Here is a 17,821-nt window from a genome sequence, read left to right on the forward strand (position 1 = left end):
ACACATCCGCATGAGCCCCTCATTCGACTTTGACCTCTTCGTGATCGGCGGCGGCAGCGGTGGCGTGCGTGCCGCCCGCATGGCCGCGCAGCGCGGCGCGCGCGTGGCACTGGCCGAGGTGCTGGGCAGCGATGGCCTGGGCGGCACCTGCGTGAACGTGGGCTGCATCCCCAAGAAGCTCTACAGCTACGCGGCGCACTTCGGTGAATCGTTCGAGGAGTCGCACGGCTTCGGCTGGGAAAGCGAAAAGCCCACGTTCAACTGGGGCACGCTCAGGACCAACCGCGCGCGAGAAATCAACCGCCTCAATGGCGTGTACGGCAACCTGCTGCGCGGCTCCGGCGTGACGGTGTTCGAAGCCTTCGCACGCGTCACCAGTGCGCACGGCATCGCACTGTCCACCCTGAACGCGGACGGCTCGCCCGGTCACCAGGAATTCACCGCCCGACACATCCTGGTGGCCACTGGCGGCACGCCACATGTGCCGCATTTCGTGGGGCGCGAGCATGTCATCACGTCCAACGAGATTTTCGATCTGGACCCATTCCCCAAACGGCTGGTGGTGGTGGGCGGTGGCTACATTGCCAGCGAGTTCGCCTCGATCTTCAACGGCCTGGGGTCGAAGGTCACGCAGCTCTACCGAGGCGAGCAGATCCTGCGTGGCTTCGACGATGAAATTCGCCATTTCGTGGCGGCCGAAATGATCAAGGCCGGCGTGGATCTGCATCTCAACGCCGGTGTGGTGGACATCCGCAAGACCCTGGACGGCCTGCGCGTGGAGTGCGAAGGCGGCAACGTCGTGCAGGCCGACGCCGTGCTGTACGCGACGGGGCGCGTACCCAACGTGGCCGATATGGGGCTGGAGTCGGTGGGTGTCGCGCAGGGCCCCAAGGGCGAGATCATCGTCAACGAGCAGTACCAGACCAACGTGCCTTCCATCTTTGCGCTGGGAGACGTCACGAACCGCCTGCAACTCACCCCGGTGGCGCTGGGCGAGGCCATGGTCGTGGTGGATCAACTCTTCGGTCCCGCCGCCGGCAAGGCGCCGCGCAGCATGGCCTACGATTTCGTGCCCACCGCCGTGTTCACGCACCCCGCCATCGGCACCGTGGGCTACAGCGAGGCGAAGGCGCGCGAGAAATTCGGTGACATCACCATCTTCCGCAGCGAGTTCAAGGCGCTCAGGCACACGCTCTCGGGCAGCACCGAGCGCACCCTGATGAAGCTGGTGGTGGACACCAGGAGCGACCGCGTGGTGGGTCTGCACATGGTCGGCGCCGAGGCGGGCGAGATCGTGCAGGGTTTCGCCGTGGCCATGAAGGCGGGCGCCACCAAGGCGGTGTTCGACAGCACGATCGGCATCCATCCGACGGCCGCCGAGGAGTTCGTGACCATGCGCGAACCGGTCAAGACCTGACCAGCGCGATCAGCGTCACCCCAAGCAGGGTGTGTGCCCACAAGCCCGGCGCCAGCCAGGCAAGGTAGCGCGCACCACCCACCAGCCCGGCCGTGAAGCTCTTGCTCAAGGCGTGTACCACCAATGCCAGCATCACCGCCAGGGAGGCGCCGGCGCCGGGTGGACTGGACGCAAACACCGCCGCCAGTGCGGCGTGCAGGTCGGCCAGAGCGCCCATTAGCGTGCCCACGTACAGTCCCACCGCGCCCAGCCACAAGGCCATCGCATGCACCAGCACCTGTATGCCGGTGAGCAACGCGGCCACGGCGGCCGCCCCCTTCAAACTGAACATGCGCTCTTCACCCGCGCTGGGCAGGCCTTCCATGCGCGGCGTGGACACGGCGCCCAGAGCTGCCTCGGCCGGTGCGCCGCGCACCAGCCAGGCGCCCCAGAGCACAGCGAGCAGGGCACTGGCCAGCGCAGGCACCCAGAGCGCTGTCAGCCAGGCGGGCTGGACCGCTGCCGCCACCAGCAGCAGTTGCAGTTGCGTCGACACGCAAGACAACAGGCCGCCCCCGGCCATCAGCCGCGCACCCTCGCGGCCCTCGCGCACCGCCAGCCCCAGGGAGGCGATGGTGGCCGTGCTGGAGACAAAACCCGATGCGAGCGAGGACAGCGCCACCGCGTGGCGCGCCTGCAGCAGTCGCCGGCCCAGGTGGGCCAGCGACTGCACGGCCAGCAGCAGGGCGAGCAGTTGCACCATCACGTGCGGGTTGAGCACCGGCCCCCACAAGGGTCGATCAGGCATCAGCGGCAGCCCCAGCAACACCAGCGCAGCCAGCACGATGCCGTCGCGCACCTCGGCAGGTCGCAACCAGTGGCTGACAAATCGGTGCATGGGTTCGCGTCCCGCCAGCAGCGCGGTGAGTCCGGCGGCCAGTGCGGCGGCCAGGGGAAGGCTCCAGGTACAGAGCACGCCGATCAGGTAGGTCAGCAGCAGCGCCACTTCGGTGGTCACACCCGGGTCGTCGGAGCGGTCGCGCCAATAAGCCACGACGCCCAGTGCCGCCACGAACGCCGCCCCCGCCACCACCAGGCCCGTGATCTGGGTCAGCGCGGCGGCCGCGCCGGTGACGCACACCAGGGCAAAGCTGCGCAGCCCCGCCAACGCACGCCCGGGTCCCCTGCCTTTGCGACGCTCGCGCTCCACACCGATCAACAGACCGCAGCCCAGCGCCACCGCCAGCGTGGTGGCAGCCGAGACCAGGGAGGGCGTGGAGGTGTCAAACATTTGAGCCGGGGCGAAGCGGTGCGGGCGTCACACCGCAAGGCGACAATAGCGCCATGCACAAGACGCCCGACTTTACCGCCCCCCTCGTGTTCACCGATCCCGCCCAGGCGCTGGCCCAGGTGCAGCGGATCTACCAGGACAACGTGGATTTTTTGCGCCAGTCCATGCGCGAGTACGTCGCTGGCGGCGCCTTTGCCGATACCCACGTGCGCGCCTGCTACCCGTATGTGCGCCTGCACACCCACAGCAACACGCGCCGAGGTGCTGCGCCCGACAGCCCTGACATCAAAAAGCTGAGCTACGGCTTCGTGGCCGGCCCCGGCCGCTTCGAGACCACGCTCACCCGGCCCGACCTCTATGGCGACTACTATCTCCAGCAGTTCGGCCTGCTGCTGGCCAACCACGGGGGCGAACTGGAGGTCGGCACCAGCACCCAGCCCATTCCCATCCATTTTTCGTTTGCTGAACACGACCACGTGGAAGGCACGCTGGACGTGGCGCGCCGCGCTTTCATGCGCGATGTGTTTGACCTGCCCGACCTCACCGCCATGGACGATGGCATCGCCAACGGCACGTACGAGCCCAAGCCGGGAGAATCCCACCCGCTCTCGCTGTTCACCGCACCGCGTGTGGACTACTCGCTCCAGCGCCTGCGTCACTACACCGGCACCGCACCCGAGTGGTTCCAGAACTTCATCCTGTTCACGAACTACCAGTTCTACATCGACGAATTCATCAAGCTCGGCCACGCCGAGATGGCCAACCCCGAGAGTGAATACATCGCCTTCGTCGAGCCGGGCAACGTGGTGATGCGCCGCGCGGGCCTGGCCGCTGAACCGGGCGACGAACTCGGCCATGCGCCCCCGCGCCTGCCGCAGATGCCGGCCTACCACCTCATGCGCGCCGATCGCAGCGGCATCACCATGGTCAACATCGGCGTGGGCCCTGCCAACGCCAAGACCATCACCGACCACATCGCCGTGCTGCGCCCGCACGCCTGGCTCATGCTCGGCCACTGCGCTGGCCTGCGCACCACGCAGCAGCTGGGTGACTACGTGCTGGCGCACGCCTACGTGCGCGAAGACCATGTGCTCGATGAGGAACTGCCACTGTGGGTGCCGATCCCCGCGCTGGCCGAAATCCAGCTCGCTCTGGAAGGCGCGGTGGCCGACGTGACCGGCGTGCCGCCGCAAGAGCTCAAGCGCATCATGCGCACCGGCACCGTGGCCAGCACCGACAACCGCAACTGGGAACTGCTGCCTGACAACATGCCGCAGCGCCGTTTCTCGCAATCGCGCGCGGTGGCGCTCGACATGGAAAGCGCCACCATCGCGGCCAATGGTTTCCGCTTCCGCGTGCCCTACGGCACCCTGCTCTGCGTGAGCGACAAACCCCTGCACGGCGAGATCAAGCTGCCCGGCATGGCCAACCACTTCTACCGCGAGCGGGTCGACCAGCACCTGCGCATCGGCATCCGCGCCATCGACATCCTGCGCGAAGGCGGCACCGACCAGCTGCACAGCCGCAAGCTGCGGAGCTTTGCGGAGGTGGCGTTCCAGTGAACGTCCACAGGCTCAGGTCACCTTGACCGCACGCCCGATGTAAAGAATGGGCCCGGTCGGTCGCCCGGTGGGTGAGCCGGTGTAGGGCTCCAGCGTGATTTCGAACAACTGGTTGGGCACCAGCGGCGGCAGCTGGTCGAGCTTCACTTCGAGCGGCTGGCCAGGTTGCACCAGACCCAGGGAAACCGGGGCGTTCCAGTCGTCGGCCTTGGTCCAGAACTGCAGCGAGCGCTGCTCTGGCACGCTCGTGATGCCCAGTGGCACCAGGCGCAGCGTGTCGCGCCCGCTGGTCTGCACCACCCAGCCTGGCGTGGTGCCGTTGGGCGCGACCAGCACGACCATGTATTGCGGTGCTGCTGGCGCGAACAGGCCGGTGGACGGCAGCAGCGCCACCACTGAAGCGGCGACGAAACCGGTGGCGGCCACGGCACGCCAGACATTGACGCTGCGCCACCATCGTTGCCACCCACCGCCGGTGGCGGGGCGGACGACACGCTCAGGCGGCAGAGATCGCTCGATGCGAGACCAGAGTTCCGCCGTGGGCTCCACGGGTTCGACCAACGCGGTCAGGGGTAGCAGGCGCGCCTCCCAGGCATCGACGGCGGTGCGCAGCATGGCGTCGTTCGGCAGGCGTTCCTGCACCACGCGGCGACGCTCGGCCGAGAGCGTGCCCAGCACGTAGGCCGAGGCCAGTGCGTCGATGTCGTCGGAAGCCGCCCCGCTCATGCAAGACACTCCCGCAGCGAGGCCAGCCCTCGGCGAATCCAGGCTTTCACCGAGCCCAGCGGAGCGCCCAGGCGCTCGGCGATTTCGGGGTGGGTGCAACCGTCCAGATAGGCGTAGAGCACGCAGTTGCGTTTGGGCGTATCCAGGCGCGCCAGGCAATCGTCTAGCCGGCCCAGGTCGGCACGCAATGCAAACACCTCGGCCATGTCGGGGGCGTCGGGTGCTTCCTCGGCTTGAAGCGCGTCCATGCCCTCTTCGTCGGCGGACACGGTGCGTGAGCCAGCACGAACGGCATCGAGCGCACGGTGGCGCACGATGCCGTACATCCAGCCCCGGCCTGCGCCACGGCGGGCGTCGAAACTGGCGGCCCGGGTCCAGATGTTCATGAAAGCGTCGTGCAGCACGTCCTCGGCGGTGGCGCGGTCGCGCACGATGCGCAGGGCCACGCCCAACAGGTAACGGCCTTCACGCTCGTAGAGACGGCGCAGGGCCGCACGATCGCCCTTCGCACAGGCGACCAGGGCGGCATCGTGATCGAACGGATCTGGCTCGGAAGGCGGCAAGGGCGGTGAGGACCAGCAGGGCGGAAGAAACAGGGCCCGGCGCGTGGTGGCGCCAGGCCCCGGGGCTGCCGGCCATACTAGCCGAAGACCATCACGATGCCTTGTAGAAAATGTAGTCGGCCTGGTACTGGACGATCTGTTTGGCGCCCATGTTGGACGCACCGCAAGCCATGGCCGGCGCAACACCGCCCTTGGTGGCCACGCGCTGGGTGTAGGTCACGCCGCTCATGGCGCCCATGCCCATGGCGGGATTGGCCTTCACCAGCTGAAGCGGAATGTTGCCTTCGCCGCCGGGCGCCACGGCAAGCTGGGTGGCGGTGAACTTGGAGCCGTCGTTCGCTTCCCAGGTGGCGGGCGGGCCGTAGTACTTGCCGACCTGCTTGCCACTGCGGTCCATCAGCTTGGCGTCGGGGCCGACAAAGACCCACTCGTACTGCCCGGGCATGTTGGCCTTGGTGCGGCATTCGTAGGTGATCTGGCCCACACCCACGGTTTCCATCGCCACCTTGTTGCCGGCGGGCACCTTCACCGCATCGGGCAGGCTGGTCTGCGAATACATCATGGGCGCGCTCATGCTGGAAGCGCAGGCGGACAGGGCGAGCGCCGCAGCAGCGGCCAGGGTGGTCTTGACGATCATGGGAAAACTCCTCGATGGTGGGTTGTGGGCAGCGGCGCAAAAACAGCGCCACTGCTTCCACTACGCCCCACCGAGCCGTCTGGATGCAGCCAGATGCAAAAAAAAATCCGGCGCCCCGGGATCAGGTCGCGCGCGGCTTCACCTTCGAGGCCGCCAGCTTGGCCTGGGTGCGGGCCTTCTCCACCTCGGCATCGAAGGCCAACGCCACACCCATGCGCCGCTTCTTGAAGCTCTCGGGTTTGCCGAACAGGCGAATTTCGGTCTGCGGCACGCTCAGGGCTTCGTCCACCCCGTCGAAGGCAATGCCCTGCGCATCCACGCCGCCATAGATAACGGCACTGGCCCCGGGGCTCCTGAGCGCGGTGGATACCGGCAGGCCCAGAATGGCCCGGGCGTGCAGCTCGAACTCGTTCTGCCACTGGGTGATCATGGTCACCATGCCGGTGTCGTGCGGGCGCGGGCTGACTTCGCTGAACCAGACCTGGTCGCCCTTGACAAACAGTTCCACGCCGAAGAGACCCTGGCCACCCAGGTCATCGGTGACGGCTTTGGCGATGTCGCGGGACTTCTGCAGCGCGGCCGGCGTCATGGGGTGAGGCTGCCAGCTTTCCACATAGTCGCCACTCACCTGCACATGGCCGATGGGATCGCAGAAGTGCGTTTCCACCCGGCCATCGGCGCCAAGCGCGCGCACGGTGAGCTGCGTGATTTCGTAGTCGAAGTCGATGAAGCCTTCCACAATGATGCGGCCCGGGCCGACGCGGCCGCCCGACATGGCGCAGTCCCAGGCCGTCTTCACATCGGCCGGGCCGTCGATCTTGCTCTGGCCCTTGCCGCTGCTGCTCATGACCGGCTTCACAATGCAGGGGTAGCCGATACCGGAGTCGATGGCCGCCTGCAGTTCGTCCAGCGAGTCGCAGAATTTGTAGGGGCTGGTCGGCAGCCCCAGCGTTTCGGCGGCGAGACGGCGGATGCCTTCGCGGTCCATGGTCAGGCGCGCGGCGCGGGCGGTGGGGATCACGCGCACCACGCCAGCGGCTTCCAGTTCCTGCAACATGGGCGTGGCGATGGCCTCGATCTCGGGCACCACCAGGTGCGGGCGCTCGGCTTCGATGAGCGCCTTGAGCTGGGCCGGGTCGCTCATGGTGATGGTGCGCGCATGGTGCGCCACCTGATGGCCCGGCGCGTTGTCGTAGCGGTCCACCGCGATGGTCTCCACCCCCAGGCGCTGCAGCGCGATGAGCACTTCCTTGCCAAGTTCGCCAGAGCCCAGCAGCATCACGCGGGTGGCCGAGGGCGACAAAGGGGTTCCGAGCGTGGTCATGGTGTATCCAGTCAGCGGTTCTTCAGAGGACGTCGCCCATGGGTTCACCCATTTTCACGGCGGCTTCGGGTGCCCAGTCGGGGTTGAAGGCGATGGTGTCGCGTGGCCAGAGCAGCACCACGGTGGAACCCAGCAGAAAGCGACCCATCTCTTCGCCCTGGCGCAGGTACACGGGTGTGTCGTCGTACGTCCATTCGCGCAGCTGGCCCACTCGCGGCGGATTCACCACGCCATGCCAGGTGGTGGCCATGCTGCCGACGATGGTGGCTCCGACCAGGACCTGCACAAAAGGCAGCGTGACCTTGCCCACCTGCATGTCGAACACGCAGACCACGCGCTCGTTGCGCGCAAACAGCCCGGGCACGCCCTGCGCGGTGGCGGGATTGACCGAAAACAGATCGCCAGGCACATGGATCATGCGGCGCAGCGTGGCCCCCACCGGCATGTGGATGCGGTGGTAGTCCCTGGGGCTCAGGTAGATGGTGGCAAAGGCGCCGTCGTCGAACAGCGCGGCCAGCTCCTCGTCACCCCCCACCAGCGCGCGCGTGCTGTAGGTGTGGCCCTTGGCCTGGTAGATCTGGTCGCGTGCGATGGCGCCAAACTGGCTGATGGCGCCGTCCACCGGACAGACGAAGGCTGCGTTCGCCAGTGGCCGCACGTCGGCGCGCAGCGCGCGGGTGAAGAACTCGTTGAAGCTGGCGTAGGCGGTCGGATCCGGTTGAGCGGCCTCGGCCATGTTGACGCGGTACTTGCGGATGAAGCGCCGGATGATCCATTGCGTGATGGCGCCCCAGCGGCCATTGGCCACCCAGCCCCCGAACACAGTGAGCGCGCGCTTCGGGAAGACATGTTGCAGGGAAACGGCGAGGGACATGGGCGAACTGGACGGTGGGACAAGACCCTGGCGGGCAGCCCCGCATTGTAGGGGTGGGCTCTGGCCCGCATCGGGCCAGCGGGCACAATGCCGGCACATGAATGCCGCCCTTCTCGAATGCCACCATCTGGTCAAACGCTATGGCGATAGCGCGGTGGTGGACGACCTCAGCTTCTCCATCGAGCCTGGCGAATGCCTGGGCGTCATCGGCCCCAACGGCGCAGGCAAGACCACCACCATCCGCATGTGCCTTGGGTTGACCCCGCCCGACGCCGGCAGCATCACCGCCTTCGGCATGGACATGCCGAGCGAAGCGCTGGCCATCAAGGCGCAACTGGGCGTCGTGAGCCAGATGGACACGCTGGACCCCGACTTTTCCTGCGCCGAGAACCTGCTGGTGTATGGCCGCTACTTCGGTCTGCCCAAGGCCCTGATCCAGCCGCGCATTCCGCAACTGCTCGAATTCGCCGCGCTGTCGCACAAGGCGGACGCCAAGCCGGGTGAACTCTCCGGCGGCATGAAGCGGCGACTTTCGCTGGCACGTGCGCTGGTGAACGACCCCAGACTGCTGATGCTCGACGAGCCCACCACCGGCCTGGACCCGCAGGCACGGCACCTGATGTGGGAGCGACTGCAACTGCTGCTGCAGCAAGGCAAGAGCATCCTGCTGACCACGCACTTCATGGACGAAGCCGAGCGCCTGTGTTCGCGCCTGCTGGTCCTGGACCACGGCCGCAAGATCGCCGAGGGCCGGCCCCGCGAACTGATTGCGCAGCACCTCGAACCCGATGTGGTGGAGGTCTACGGCAACGGCGCGCTGGCACTGGCACAGGCAGAAGAACATGCCGCGCTGCGCGCGCTGGCGGCGCGCGTGGAGGTGAGCGGCGAAACCGTGTTCTTCTACACCGCGCAAGCCATGCCTTTGCTGGCGGCGCTGGGTGAGCATCACCGCCATCTGCGCGCCCTGCACCGTCCGGCCAACCTGGAAGACCTGTTCCTCAAGCTCACCGGCAGGCAGATTCGGGAAGACGGTTGACGGCGAAGGCTTCGACCCCTTCGACAAGCTCAGGATGAACGGACCTCTGCCCGAACGGATACAACGCACAGCAAACCATGAACACGACCAGCACCCCCGCCCTGCCCAGCGCCCCTTCGGTCTGGGCACCACCTCGCCTGTCCAGGCGCTGGTGGCCGGTGTTTCTGCGCAACCTGCTGGTCTGGCGAAAGCTCGCCATTCCGAGCCTGGTCGGCAACATCGCCGAGCCTCTGATGTGGCTGGTCGCCTTTGGCTATGGCATGGGGGCGCTGGTCGGGCAGGTGAGCATGAGCACGCCCCAGGGCACCGTGGCCGTGCCCTACATCCTGTTCCTCGCCAGCGGCAGCATCTGCATGAGCGCCATGAACGCTGCCACCTTCGAGGCGCTGTACTCCGCGTTCTCGCGCATGCACGTCCAGAAGACCTGGGACGGCATCATGAACGCGCCGGTGAGCCTGGACGACGTGGTGCTGGCGGAGATGCTGTGGGCCGGGTTCAAGGCGCTGTTTTCGGTGACGGCCATCATGGTGGTGATGCTCGCGCTGGGCATCAGCCATTCACCCAAGCTGCTGCTGGCCTGGCCGGTGCTGCTGGGGGTGGGCATCACCTTCTCGTGCATTGCACTGGTGTTCAACGCCCTGGCCAAAGGCTATGACTTCTTCACCTACTACTTCACGCTGTTCCTCACCCCCATGATGTTTCTCTCGGGCGTGTTCTTTCCGCGCGAACAGTTGCCAGCGGCGGTGCGCCACCTCTCGGACTGGCTGCCCCTGACCAACGCGGTGGAGCTGGTGAGACCTCTGTTCATGGACCAGTGGCCTGAGCGGCCCTGGCTGCATGTAGCGGTGCTGCTGGTGTACACCGTGGGAGGGTTCTGGCTGGCCCTCGCTTTGACACGAAAGCGCTTTGCCAGATAGCCTTCAGTGAACAGAAGCGAGTGCAGGCTGGGCTTCGCAGTACAACTCGCTGCCGGTGTCGATAAAGTCTTCGGCCTCGATCACTGCGTCGTAGGCTCGCGCTGCGGCGTCGAAGATCTTGGGAATCAGGGGTTTGTCCAGCGGGCGGCAGATGCGGCCGCGAATGCCGCGCAGGTTGGCGCTGGTCTCCATGGCGCTGATCACGGCTTCCGGATCGAGCATCAGGACAAAGGGATTGAGGCGGGTGGCGGTGGTGGACATGGCGGCTTCCTGAAGGTGAATGGACGGGTGTCGAAAAGGTTGGTAACAAGGCGGAGTCGATGAAACAAACTGTATTCGCCGCCTTCGCCGACGTTAAGTCGGCGCACCCCCATTCACGCTGTAGGAACTTCGCTGACACGGCGTGTGATTGCCCTACGCACGCCTTGTGACATCCATCACGGCCCGTGCCGCAAGGCCTCCACACTCGCCCTCACGACCGACTGCACGCTGCCGCTTTCCTTGAAACGGTTGCGCAGGAACGTGGCGTGGTTGCCCACACGCGCAGCGGTGCGTTCGATCTCATCGAGTGCGGCCATGGAGTTCAGCGCCTGTCCGTGGTCTCCCAGGTGCCGCAGCGTGGCCAGAATGTCCTCGCGAATGCTGATCTGCTCGCGGGTCTTGGGATTGACCATCATGCCGTCCAGCCCGAAGCGACAGGCCTGGAAACGGTTGTAGGTGTAGACGAGGTAGTCGTCCTCCTCGGGTGGCAGTTCGCGACGCTCCAGCAAGTGTCGACACAGCGCCTGCAGGTAGCAGGCCAGTCCGGCGGCACGTTCGACCGTCAGCGGCGTGTCGCACACGCGCAGTTCGATGGTGCCGTACTCGGGCTTGGGCCGGATGTCCCAGTAAAAGTCCTTCATGGACTTGACCACGCCGGTGGACTCCATCTTGGTGAAGTAGACATTGGCGAACTCCTCCCAGCTCAACATGAAGGGTGCGCGTCCACTGAGCGGGAAGGCAAACACCGAGTTCAGGCGCGCGGAGTCGAACAAGGTGTCCACGCCCTGCGAGAACGGCGAAGACGCCGACAGCGCGATGAAGTGCGGCACGTAGCGGTTCAAGGAGTGCAGCAGGAACAGGGCTTCGTCGGCGCTGGCGCAGCCAATGTGCACATGCTGGCCGAACACGGTGAACTGCTTGGCCAGGTAGCCGTAGAGCCCCGACAGTTCCTGAAAGCGCGGCTTGGAGAAGATGCGCTGCTCGAACCAGCGCTGGAAGGGGTGCGTGCCACCGCCGGCGATCTCGATGTTGAGACGGTCGCCCGCTGTGACGAGCGTGTCGCGGATCTGCTGCAACTGCGCGAGCAGTGGGCCATGCTCTCGCTGCACGTCGGTGGCGATCTCGATCATGCTCTGCGTCATCTCGGGCGTGACCACGCCGGGGAAAGGCTTGCGGCGCAGCAGCTCCAGCAGATCGTTGGCACTGCTGGAGAGATCCAGATCGTAGGTGTTGACGAGTTGCAGCTCCAGCTCCACGCCCATGGTGAGCGAGTCGGAGGATTTGAAGGCTTCCAATGGCATGACTTACTCCTTGGTCACATGGGTTTCGTGCGCGGCCATCAGCGCGCGCTGCGTCACCACTGGGCCCAGCAGTTCCTGCAGAAGCATCATCCCGGCCATCACCGAGAGCACCTGCACCGCGGGCGCAAAACCGTAGAGCCGGCTCTGTTCCAGCAAAAGGATGGCGAAGGCCGACATGGGCGTGAGCGCCAGGCCGGTGAGCACGCCCTTGCGCTCCGTGATGCCCGAGAGGCGAGCGGCCGCCAGGTTGCAGCCCACCTTGGACGCCGTGCGCACCACGATGAGCAGCAGGCCCAGCAACATGCCCGTCGCCACGTCGGCCCAGTCCAGCAGCGAGGCGATATAGACAAACAGGAAGATGGACAACAGATCGCCCGCCGTACCGAAGTCGCGTTGGGCGTTGGTCAGGTGCACGCGGCGTTCGCGCGCGACGATGCCAAAGGTCAGCGCAGCCAGCAGCGGCGACAGCTTGAGGCCGTAGGCCGCCGTGGTGAGCAGGAGCACCGCCAGGGCAAACACCACCGTCACGCCACGCTCGTGCGTGGTGCGCTGGCTCAGCAACCAGGGGACCACAACCCCTAGCAAGCCGCCCACCGCCACCGAGGTTCCCACCACATGGATGCTGCCGAAGGCCGCCAGCACCAGATCGCCAGAGGTGTTGAGATACCAGTAGCCCACCACCATCTTGAGCAGCAGCACGGAGACCATGCAGTTGATGGCACACAGGTGCAACACGCGCTCGGTCACCTGGCCGGCGCTGCGCAGTTCGTTCGCCACTCGCACCACGCCAGCGGGTGATGCCGAAACGGACAACGCCGCGATGATGAGACGAAAGTCAGTCTCCAGCGCGAACCAGCCCGACACCCAGTAGATCGCCCCGAAAGTGACCAACGACTCCACCACGCCCAGCACCAACACCCAGGGGTTGTGACGGAACCAGCGAAGGTTGATGCGGTAGCCCAGCTCGAAGAGCACCAGCGAGAGGGCGACATTGGCCAGAAAGTCCAGGCCCGGCACCGCCACCGTGAGCCCTGGCAGATTGACCAGGCTCCCCACCAGGCCGACGGCCACATAGCTCGTGACGCGCGGCAGGTGCCAGGCCTCGTGGACCCGTTCGCCCACGAACCAGGCCAGCAACAGCACCAGGGGCCAGGCAACGGATTGCAGCAAAAAATCGAAATCGGTGACCATGGCGGGTTCTCCTGAAAGGCCTGGTGGATGCGGTTCCCGGCGGGCACGAAACACCCCGGGGGAAGGCGGCACGTGGTGCCACCGCAAAGTCAAACCGCGAAGCGCTGCGTGAGTTCCTGCAGGTCCAGCTCGTCGAGCACCTGCCGCAGCCTCAGCCGGGCCCGCTCGCGGGCACCGTTCCGGTCCTGGACCATTCTACGGGCCAGAATCAATTCATTCTTCAGGGAATGCTCCCATCCCACAAGCTCGGTCACCGTCACACTGTATCCATGCGCCTCCAGCTGGAGGCAGCGCAACACGTTGGTGATCTGACTGCCGAACTCGCGTGTGTGCAAGGGATGGCGCCACAACTCGGCCAGCGGCGTGCGTGCCAGGCTCAGCGCCTTGTGCTTGCGCATCACGCCGGCCACCTCGGCCTGGCAGCAGGGCACCAGCACAAGGTGGCTGGCGTCCTTGGCCAAACCGAAGGCAATGGCGTCGTCGGTGGCGGTGTCGCAGGCATGCAGCGCGGTCACCACGTCGATGCGCTCGGGCAGCTCGGGGTGGTTCAACGCCTGCTGAACCGTGGTGGCCAGGAAGTCCATGCGCGCGAATCCCAGGCGCTCGGCCAGCTCGCGCGATTTGTCCACCAGTTCCGCGCGCGTCTCCACGCCCGTGACGCGCCCGGCCGTCTTGTCCTTGAAGAACAGGTCGTACAGGATGAAGCCCAGATAGGACTTGCCCGCTCCGTGGTCGGCCAGGATGACGTCGCCGCGTGCGGCCAGCACCTCGGCCAGCAGCGGTTCGATGAACTGCACCAGGTGGTAGACCTGCTTGAGCTTTCGCCTCGTGTCCTGGTTAAGCCGGCCTTCGCGGGTGAGAATGTGCAGCTCTTGCAGCAGCGCGACCGACTGGCCCGGCCGCAATTCAGGCAACTGTTCGTGCAGCGTGGGCGCAGCTTGCGCATGGGCCTTGTGTTTTGCCATGCGCCGATCATAGGGGAGTGCTTCACAGGCAGAGGCGACAATCGCGCATGACCTCTGACCAGCACCGCGCACATCCTTACAGCAGCCTCACCCCCGACGTGGTGCAGGACGCGCTGGCCCACGTGGGTCTCTGGGGCGATGGGCGCATGGCCGCACTCAACAGCTTCGAAAATCGCGTCTACCAGGTGCACCTGGAAACGCCGGTGAACGGACACGAACAGGTGGTGGTCAAGTTCTACCGGCCCGATCGCTGGAGCGACGCGCAGATCGCCGAGGAACACACCTTTGCAGAAGAACTGGTCGCGGCCGAAATCCCCGCCGTGCCGCCGTTGCGCCTGCATGGGCAGACGCTGCATCACTTCGGTGGCTTTGCCTTCTCGGTCAGCCCGCGCCGAGGCGGGCGCCGCCCAGAGCTCGACAACTTCGAGGTGCTGGAATGGATCGGCCGCTTTCTGGCGCGAATCCACAGCGTGGGTGCAGGCCAACCTTTCGCAGAGCGCCCCGCGCTGGATGCCGCGAGCTTCGCGCGTGAACCCCGGGACTGGCTGCTGGAACACAGCGCCGTGGCGCCCGAGGTGCGAACCGCGTGGGCCGTCGCGCTGGAAGAAGCCCTGGCGCTGATCGAAGCCCACCCAACCCTGCGAACAGGCGCCCCTTTGGAAGAAGCCGGGATCGCACGAATCCGGCTGCATGGCGACTGCCACCCCGGCAACATCCTCTGGACGCCTGAAGGCCAGCCCGGCGCCGGCCCGCATTTTGTGGACCTGGACGACGCCCGCAGCGGGCCTGCGGTGCAAGACCTCTGGATGCTGCTTTCAGGAGATCGTCGCCAGCAGACGCAACAACTCGGCGCGCTGATCGACGGCTACGAACAGTTCCGCCCTTTTGATCGGCGCGAACTCGCCCTCATCGAACCTTTGCGCACGTTGCGCCTGATCCACTACAGCGCCTGGATCGCGCGCCGCTGGGACGATCCGGCCTTCCCGATCAACTTTCCGTGGTTCGGCACGCGCGACTACTGGCAAGGCCAGGTGGACATGCTGGTCGAGCAGATCGAGGAGATGCAGGGCAGGCCGCTGGTTGCCTGAAGACCCGACATGCAGCATGGTTGTTTGCAATTAAGTTGTGTGCAATTTAATTGTTCGTTATATTTCGGCCTCATGAACACGCCACGCATCGCCACCGATCAGGCCCTTCGCCTCGACCACCAGTTGTGCTTCGCCTTGTACTCGACCTCCCTGGCCATGACCAAGCTCTACAAGCCACTGCTGGAAGAACTTGGCCTTACGTATCCGCAGTACCTGGCCATGCTGGTGCTGTGGGAAAGCGACGGCGTGACCGTCTCGGAGCTGGGCGAGCGTCTGCACCTCGATTCAGGCACCCTCACGCCCTTGCTCAAACGCCTCGAAGCCGCCGAACTGGTCAGCCGCCTGCGCGACCTGCAGGATGAGCGGCGCGTGCTGATCCGCCTCACACCTGCCGGCCGAAAGCTCAAGGCCCGCGCCGCGCGCATTCCCGGTTGCGTGGCGCAGGCCACGCAATGCGATCTGTCGGAAGTGCTGGCACTCACCCGACAGGTACAGGCCTTGCGCGACCGACTCATTGCCTGAACGCCCCCCTTTTCAACCCCGCCTGTCCACAGGTGATTTCAACCTCAGGAGCCACACCATGCCCACCTCCCTCGACAAAGTTCTCTACACAGCCCGCGCCCACACCACCGGCGGCCGCGAAGGCGCCTCGCGCACCGACGACGGCCTGCTGGATGTGAAACTGTCCCCGCCCAAAGCCATGGGTGGTGCCGGCAACGCCACCAACCCCGAGCAACTGTTCGCAGCAGGTTATTCAGCCTGCTTCATGGGCGCACTCAAGCACGTGGCGGGCATGAAGAAAGTGGCCGTGCCCGCGGATGCCTCCATTGATGCCGAAGTCGACATTGGCCCGATCCCGGCCGGTTTCGGCATCGCCGCACGCCTGGCCGTGAACCTGCCTGGCGTGGACCGCGCCGTGGCGCAAGACCTGGTGGACACCGCGCACAAGGTCTGTCCGTACTCGAACGCCACGCGCGGCAACATCGACGTCACGATCACGCTGGTCTGACGACACGCCAAACCCCTCAGAAGGCGCGCCCGGCCAAAGCCGGGAGCGCCTTTTTTCGTTGAACATTCCATCCGATCGGAGCCACGCTTGCAACGCTGATCGCCATCACCAAGCTTTTAGCCTGCGGAGGTGGTGGCAACGCACAGCACCTGGACCATCGAACTGGATGGCACGAAAGTGATTGATTTTGGCGAGGTGGACAAGCTGATCCATACACGCGGCCTGGAAGTCAGGCAGTCCATCGCACAGGTCGTGGACAACAGGCTCTACGGGACGGTTGCGGGCCTCCTGACGCCGGTCGATGCACAGGGCTATCCCACCTCGATCGACGACAACAACTACTCCATACGCGTCGTCACACCCTAGCTGCGAAGCGTATCCGTCAAGGCGCCACTTCTCCACCCGCCGTGCGCTGCCTGGGGTCGTTCGGGTCGTAGATCACGCTGCTGGTGCCCACGCCCACGCCCACGCGCGCTCGGCTGTTGCCGATCTGGGTGCTGGTGCCCACCCCGGCACCCGCGCTGACCTGCCCGCGCTGGTTCACGCCCACGCCCACGCCCACAGGGCCCACACCGGTGCTCACGCCCGCGCTCACGCCACCGGTGCCCGCACCAACGCCGATGGAAAACGGTCCCACGGGAATACCGATGCCGACGCCCGCGCCCACAGAGCCGCAGCCCGCGAGCACCAAGGCGGCAAGTGTCAGCACGGCGCTGCGCCAGGATGCGTGAAAGTTCCGGCGAGATGGCATAGGGGGCAGATTCATGCGGCGGTCCAGGTGAGGAAAGAAGGGCTTCTCGTACACGATTTTCCTATTCTCTGTATTTGCGTGCGAAAAGGCTTGTGCGTTACGGTCCGTTGCTTTTGAGGAGACATCTGCCCATGAGCGTCACGGCCAACCCGACACCAAGACACCGCATCCGCTTCCCGATCACCGAGCCACATCGGCTGGATCAGGACGAAGCCTATTTCAGCTTGTGTGAGGAAGACCAATCGCTGAAGCTGCGGTTCCACGACTACGGTGAAATCTACAAACGGGAAGGTCTTTACGAGCAGTTGTTCTACGAACGACTCAAATGCAGCTCTCCGCGCAAGGTGGGCGACATCCTCTCGAAGGTGCTTCGCGACAACCGGGTGGAGATGACCGAACTGCGTGTGCTCGACCTGGGCGCTGGCAACGGCATGTTTGGCGAGCAATTGCACCAGGGCGGCGTGGCCCGGATCGTCGGTGCCGACATTGCAGAAGAGGCTCGGCTGGCCTGTGAGCGCGACCGGCCGGGCATCTACGACGCGTACTACACCTGCGATTTCTGCGACCTGTCGGAAGCGTCACGGGTCGAGCTGGAATCCTGGCACTTCGACTGCCTGTCCTGCGTGGCGGCGCTGGGCTTTGGCGATGTGCCGGTGACCGCTTTCGCCAATGCCTACAACCTGATCGCGCCGGGTGGCTGGGTGGCTTTCAATATCAAGGAAACATTTCTTCTGGAAAGCGACACCTCGGGCTTCTCCCGGTTGGTAAAGACGCTGCTGATGAACGATGCCCTCGAGGTGCACCACCTGGAGCGCTACCGCCATCGCATCTCTCTGGATGGCAGACCGCTTTTCTACTACGCGCTGGTGGGAAGGAAAGAGTCCAACATTCCCGCGACGCTGATCGAAGCCTGCGCCTACTGAGACCGT

Annotated in this window: 20 protein-coding genes; 9 read left to right on the top strand and 11 right to left on the bottom strand. The window is 65.6% G+C overall.

Translation table 11 applies throughout. From position 1 onward, the window contains the following. Window positions 1-10 precede the first annotated feature (10 nt). Window positions 11-1,417, top strand: coding sequence for a glutathione-disulfide reductase (gorA, locus tag AB7F11_RS05715; RefSeq protein WP_428289321.1), 1,407 nt, complete (start codon window positions 11-13; stop codon window positions 1,415-1,417). On the opposite strand, the gene AB7F11_RS05720 is transcribed toward gorA, so the two are convergent. Continuing rightward, complete coding sequence (locus tag AB7F11_RS05720) at window positions 1,407-2,687, bottom strand: MgtC/SapB family protein (RefSeq protein ID WP_428289320.1); 1,281 nt, start codon at window positions 2,685-2,687, stop codon at window positions 1,407-1,409. The genes gorA and AB7F11_RS05720 overlap by 11 nt on opposite strands. Before the next feature lie 53 nt (window positions 2,688-2,740). On the opposite strand from AB7F11_RS05720, the gene AB7F11_RS05725 reads away from it, so the two are divergent. Further along, on the top strand, window positions 2,741-4,249 hold the full coding sequence (locus AB7F11_RS05725) for an AMP nucleosidase (protein ID WP_428289319.1): 1,509 nt from the start codon (window positions 2,741-2,743) through the stop codon (window positions 4,247-4,249). A 12-nt stretch (window positions 4,250-4,261) separates the two neighbouring features. Here the strand turns inward: AB7F11_RS05725 and AB7F11_RS05730 are convergent, their stop codons facing one another. The 5 genes from AB7F11_RS05730 to asd form a co-directional block, all read right to left on the bottom strand. Continuing rightward, window positions 4,262-4,975 (bottom strand): anti-sigma factor, encoded by a 714-nt coding sequence (locus tag AB7F11_RS05730; RefSeq protein ID WP_428289318.1) that lies wholly within the window; start codon window positions 4,973-4,975, stop codon window positions 4,262-4,264. Next, window positions 4,972-5,538 (bottom strand): sigma-70 family RNA polymerase sigma factor, encoded by a 567-nt coding sequence (locus AB7F11_RS05735; RefSeq protein WP_428289317.1) that lies wholly within the window; start codon window positions 5,536-5,538, stop codon window positions 4,972-4,974. The genes AB7F11_RS05730 and AB7F11_RS05735 overlap by 4 nt, the downstream gene beginning before the upstream one ends. Window positions 5,539-5,629: 91 nt before the next feature. Further along, window positions 5,630-6,175: a DUF3455 domain-containing protein gene (locus AB7F11_RS05740; RefSeq protein ID WP_428289316.1), complete on the bottom strand. Its 546-nt coding sequence runs from the start codon at window positions 6,173-6,175 to the stop codon at window positions 5,630-5,632. Between the two features lie 121 nt (window positions 6,176-6,296). After that, complete coding sequence (purT, locus tag AB7F11_RS05745) at window positions 6,297-7,499, bottom strand: formate-dependent phosphoribosylglycinamide formyltransferase (RefSeq protein ID WP_428289315.1); 1,203 nt, start codon at window positions 7,497-7,499, stop codon at window positions 6,297-6,299. A gap of 22 nt (window positions 7,500-7,521) precedes the next feature. Further along, a complete protein-coding gene (gene asd, locus AB7F11_RS05750) occupies window positions 7,522-8,373 on the bottom strand; it encodes an archaetidylserine decarboxylase (protein WP_428289314.1) in 852 nt (283 codons plus the stop codon). A gap of 97 nt (window positions 8,374-8,470) precedes the next feature. Here asd and AB7F11_RS05755 point away from each other — a divergent pair, with 97 nt between their 5' ends. Both AB7F11_RS05755 and AB7F11_RS05760 read left to right on the top strand, forming a co-directional pair. Further along, window positions 8,471-9,409 carry an ATP-binding cassette domain-containing protein gene (locus tag AB7F11_RS05755; protein WP_428289313.1) on the top strand — a complete coding sequence of 313 codons (939 nt, stop codon included), beginning with the start codon at window positions 8,471-8,473 and terminating at the stop codon, window positions 9,407-9,409. A 77-nt stretch (window positions 9,410-9,486) separates the two neighbouring features. Next, entirely contained in the window at window positions 9,487-10,326 is an 840-nt protein-coding gene (locus tag AB7F11_RS05760; RefSeq protein WP_428299907.1) for an ABC transporter permease, read from the top strand. Between the two features lie 3 nt (window positions 10,327-10,329). Here AB7F11_RS05760 and AB7F11_RS05765 read toward each other — a convergent pair whose 3' ends face one another. From AB7F11_RS05765 to AB7F11_RS05780, 4 genes are all read right to left on the bottom strand, one after another. Continuing rightward, entirely contained in the window at window positions 10,330-10,587 is a 258-nt protein-coding gene (locus AB7F11_RS05765) for a hypothetical protein (protein WP_428289311.1), read from the bottom strand. A gap of 176 nt (window positions 10,588-10,763) precedes the next feature. Beyond that, window positions 10,764-11,888, bottom strand: a complete 1,125-nt coding sequence (locus AB7F11_RS05770) for a YbdK family carboxylate-amine ligase (RefSeq protein WP_428289310.1) — start codon at window positions 11,886-11,888, stop codon at window positions 10,764-10,766. Between the two features lie 3 nt (window positions 11,889-11,891). After that, window positions 11,892-13,079 (bottom strand): cation:proton antiporter, encoded by a 1,188-nt coding sequence (locus tag AB7F11_RS05775; protein WP_428289309.1) that lies wholly within the window; start codon window positions 13,077-13,079, stop codon window positions 11,892-11,894. 89 nt (window positions 13,080-13,168) lie between these two features. Beyond that, a complete protein-coding gene (locus AB7F11_RS05780) occupies window positions 13,169-14,044 on the bottom strand; it encodes a class I SAM-dependent methyltransferase (protein WP_428289308.1) in 876 nt (291 codons plus the stop codon). Between the two features lie 47 nt (window positions 14,045-14,091). Between AB7F11_RS05780 and AB7F11_RS05785 the strand changes: the two genes are divergently transcribed. From AB7F11_RS05785 to AB7F11_RS05800, 4 genes are all read left to right on the top strand, one after another. Next, window positions 14,092-15,132, top strand: a complete 1,041-nt coding sequence (locus AB7F11_RS05785) for a serine/threonine protein kinase (protein WP_428289307.1) — start codon at window positions 14,092-14,094, stop codon at window positions 15,130-15,132. A 72-nt stretch (window positions 15,133-15,204) separates the two neighbouring features. Continuing rightward, entirely contained in the window at window positions 15,205-15,654 is a 450-nt protein-coding gene (locus AB7F11_RS05790; RefSeq protein WP_428289306.1) for a MarR family winged helix-turn-helix transcriptional regulator, read from the top strand. A gap of 58 nt (window positions 15,655-15,712) precedes the next feature. After that, window positions 15,713-16,141, top strand: a complete 429-nt coding sequence (locus AB7F11_RS05795) for an organic hydroperoxide resistance protein (RefSeq protein WP_428289305.1) — start codon at window positions 15,713-15,715, stop codon at window positions 16,139-16,141. 132 nt (window positions 16,142-16,273) lie between these two features. Beyond that, window positions 16,274-16,507 (top strand): hypothetical protein, encoded by a 234-nt coding sequence (locus AB7F11_RS05800; protein ID WP_428289304.1) that lies wholly within the window; start codon window positions 16,274-16,276, stop codon window positions 16,505-16,507. Window positions 16,508-16,523: 16 nt separating this feature from the next. On the opposite strand, the gene AB7F11_RS05805 is transcribed toward AB7F11_RS05800, so the two are convergent. Beyond that, window positions 16,524-16,892 (bottom strand): hypothetical protein, encoded by a 369-nt coding sequence (locus tag AB7F11_RS05805; RefSeq protein ID WP_428289356.1) that lies wholly within the window; start codon window positions 16,890-16,892, stop codon window positions 16,524-16,526. 131 nt (window positions 16,893-17,023) lie between these two features. On the opposite strand from AB7F11_RS05805, the gene AB7F11_RS05810 reads away from it, so the two are divergent. Beyond that, window positions 17,024-17,815, top strand: a complete 792-nt coding sequence (locus tag AB7F11_RS05810) for a class I SAM-dependent DNA methyltransferase (protein ID WP_428289303.1) — start codon at window positions 17,024-17,026, stop codon at window positions 17,813-17,815. The last annotated feature ends 6 nt before the right edge of the window (window positions 17,816-17,821 follow it).

Origin of the sequence: Hydrogenophaga sp., from assembly GCF_050250835.1 — a bacterium.
Classification (GTDB): Bacteria; Pseudomonadota; Gammaproteobacteria; order Burkholderiales; family Burkholderiaceae_C; genus Hydrogenophaga.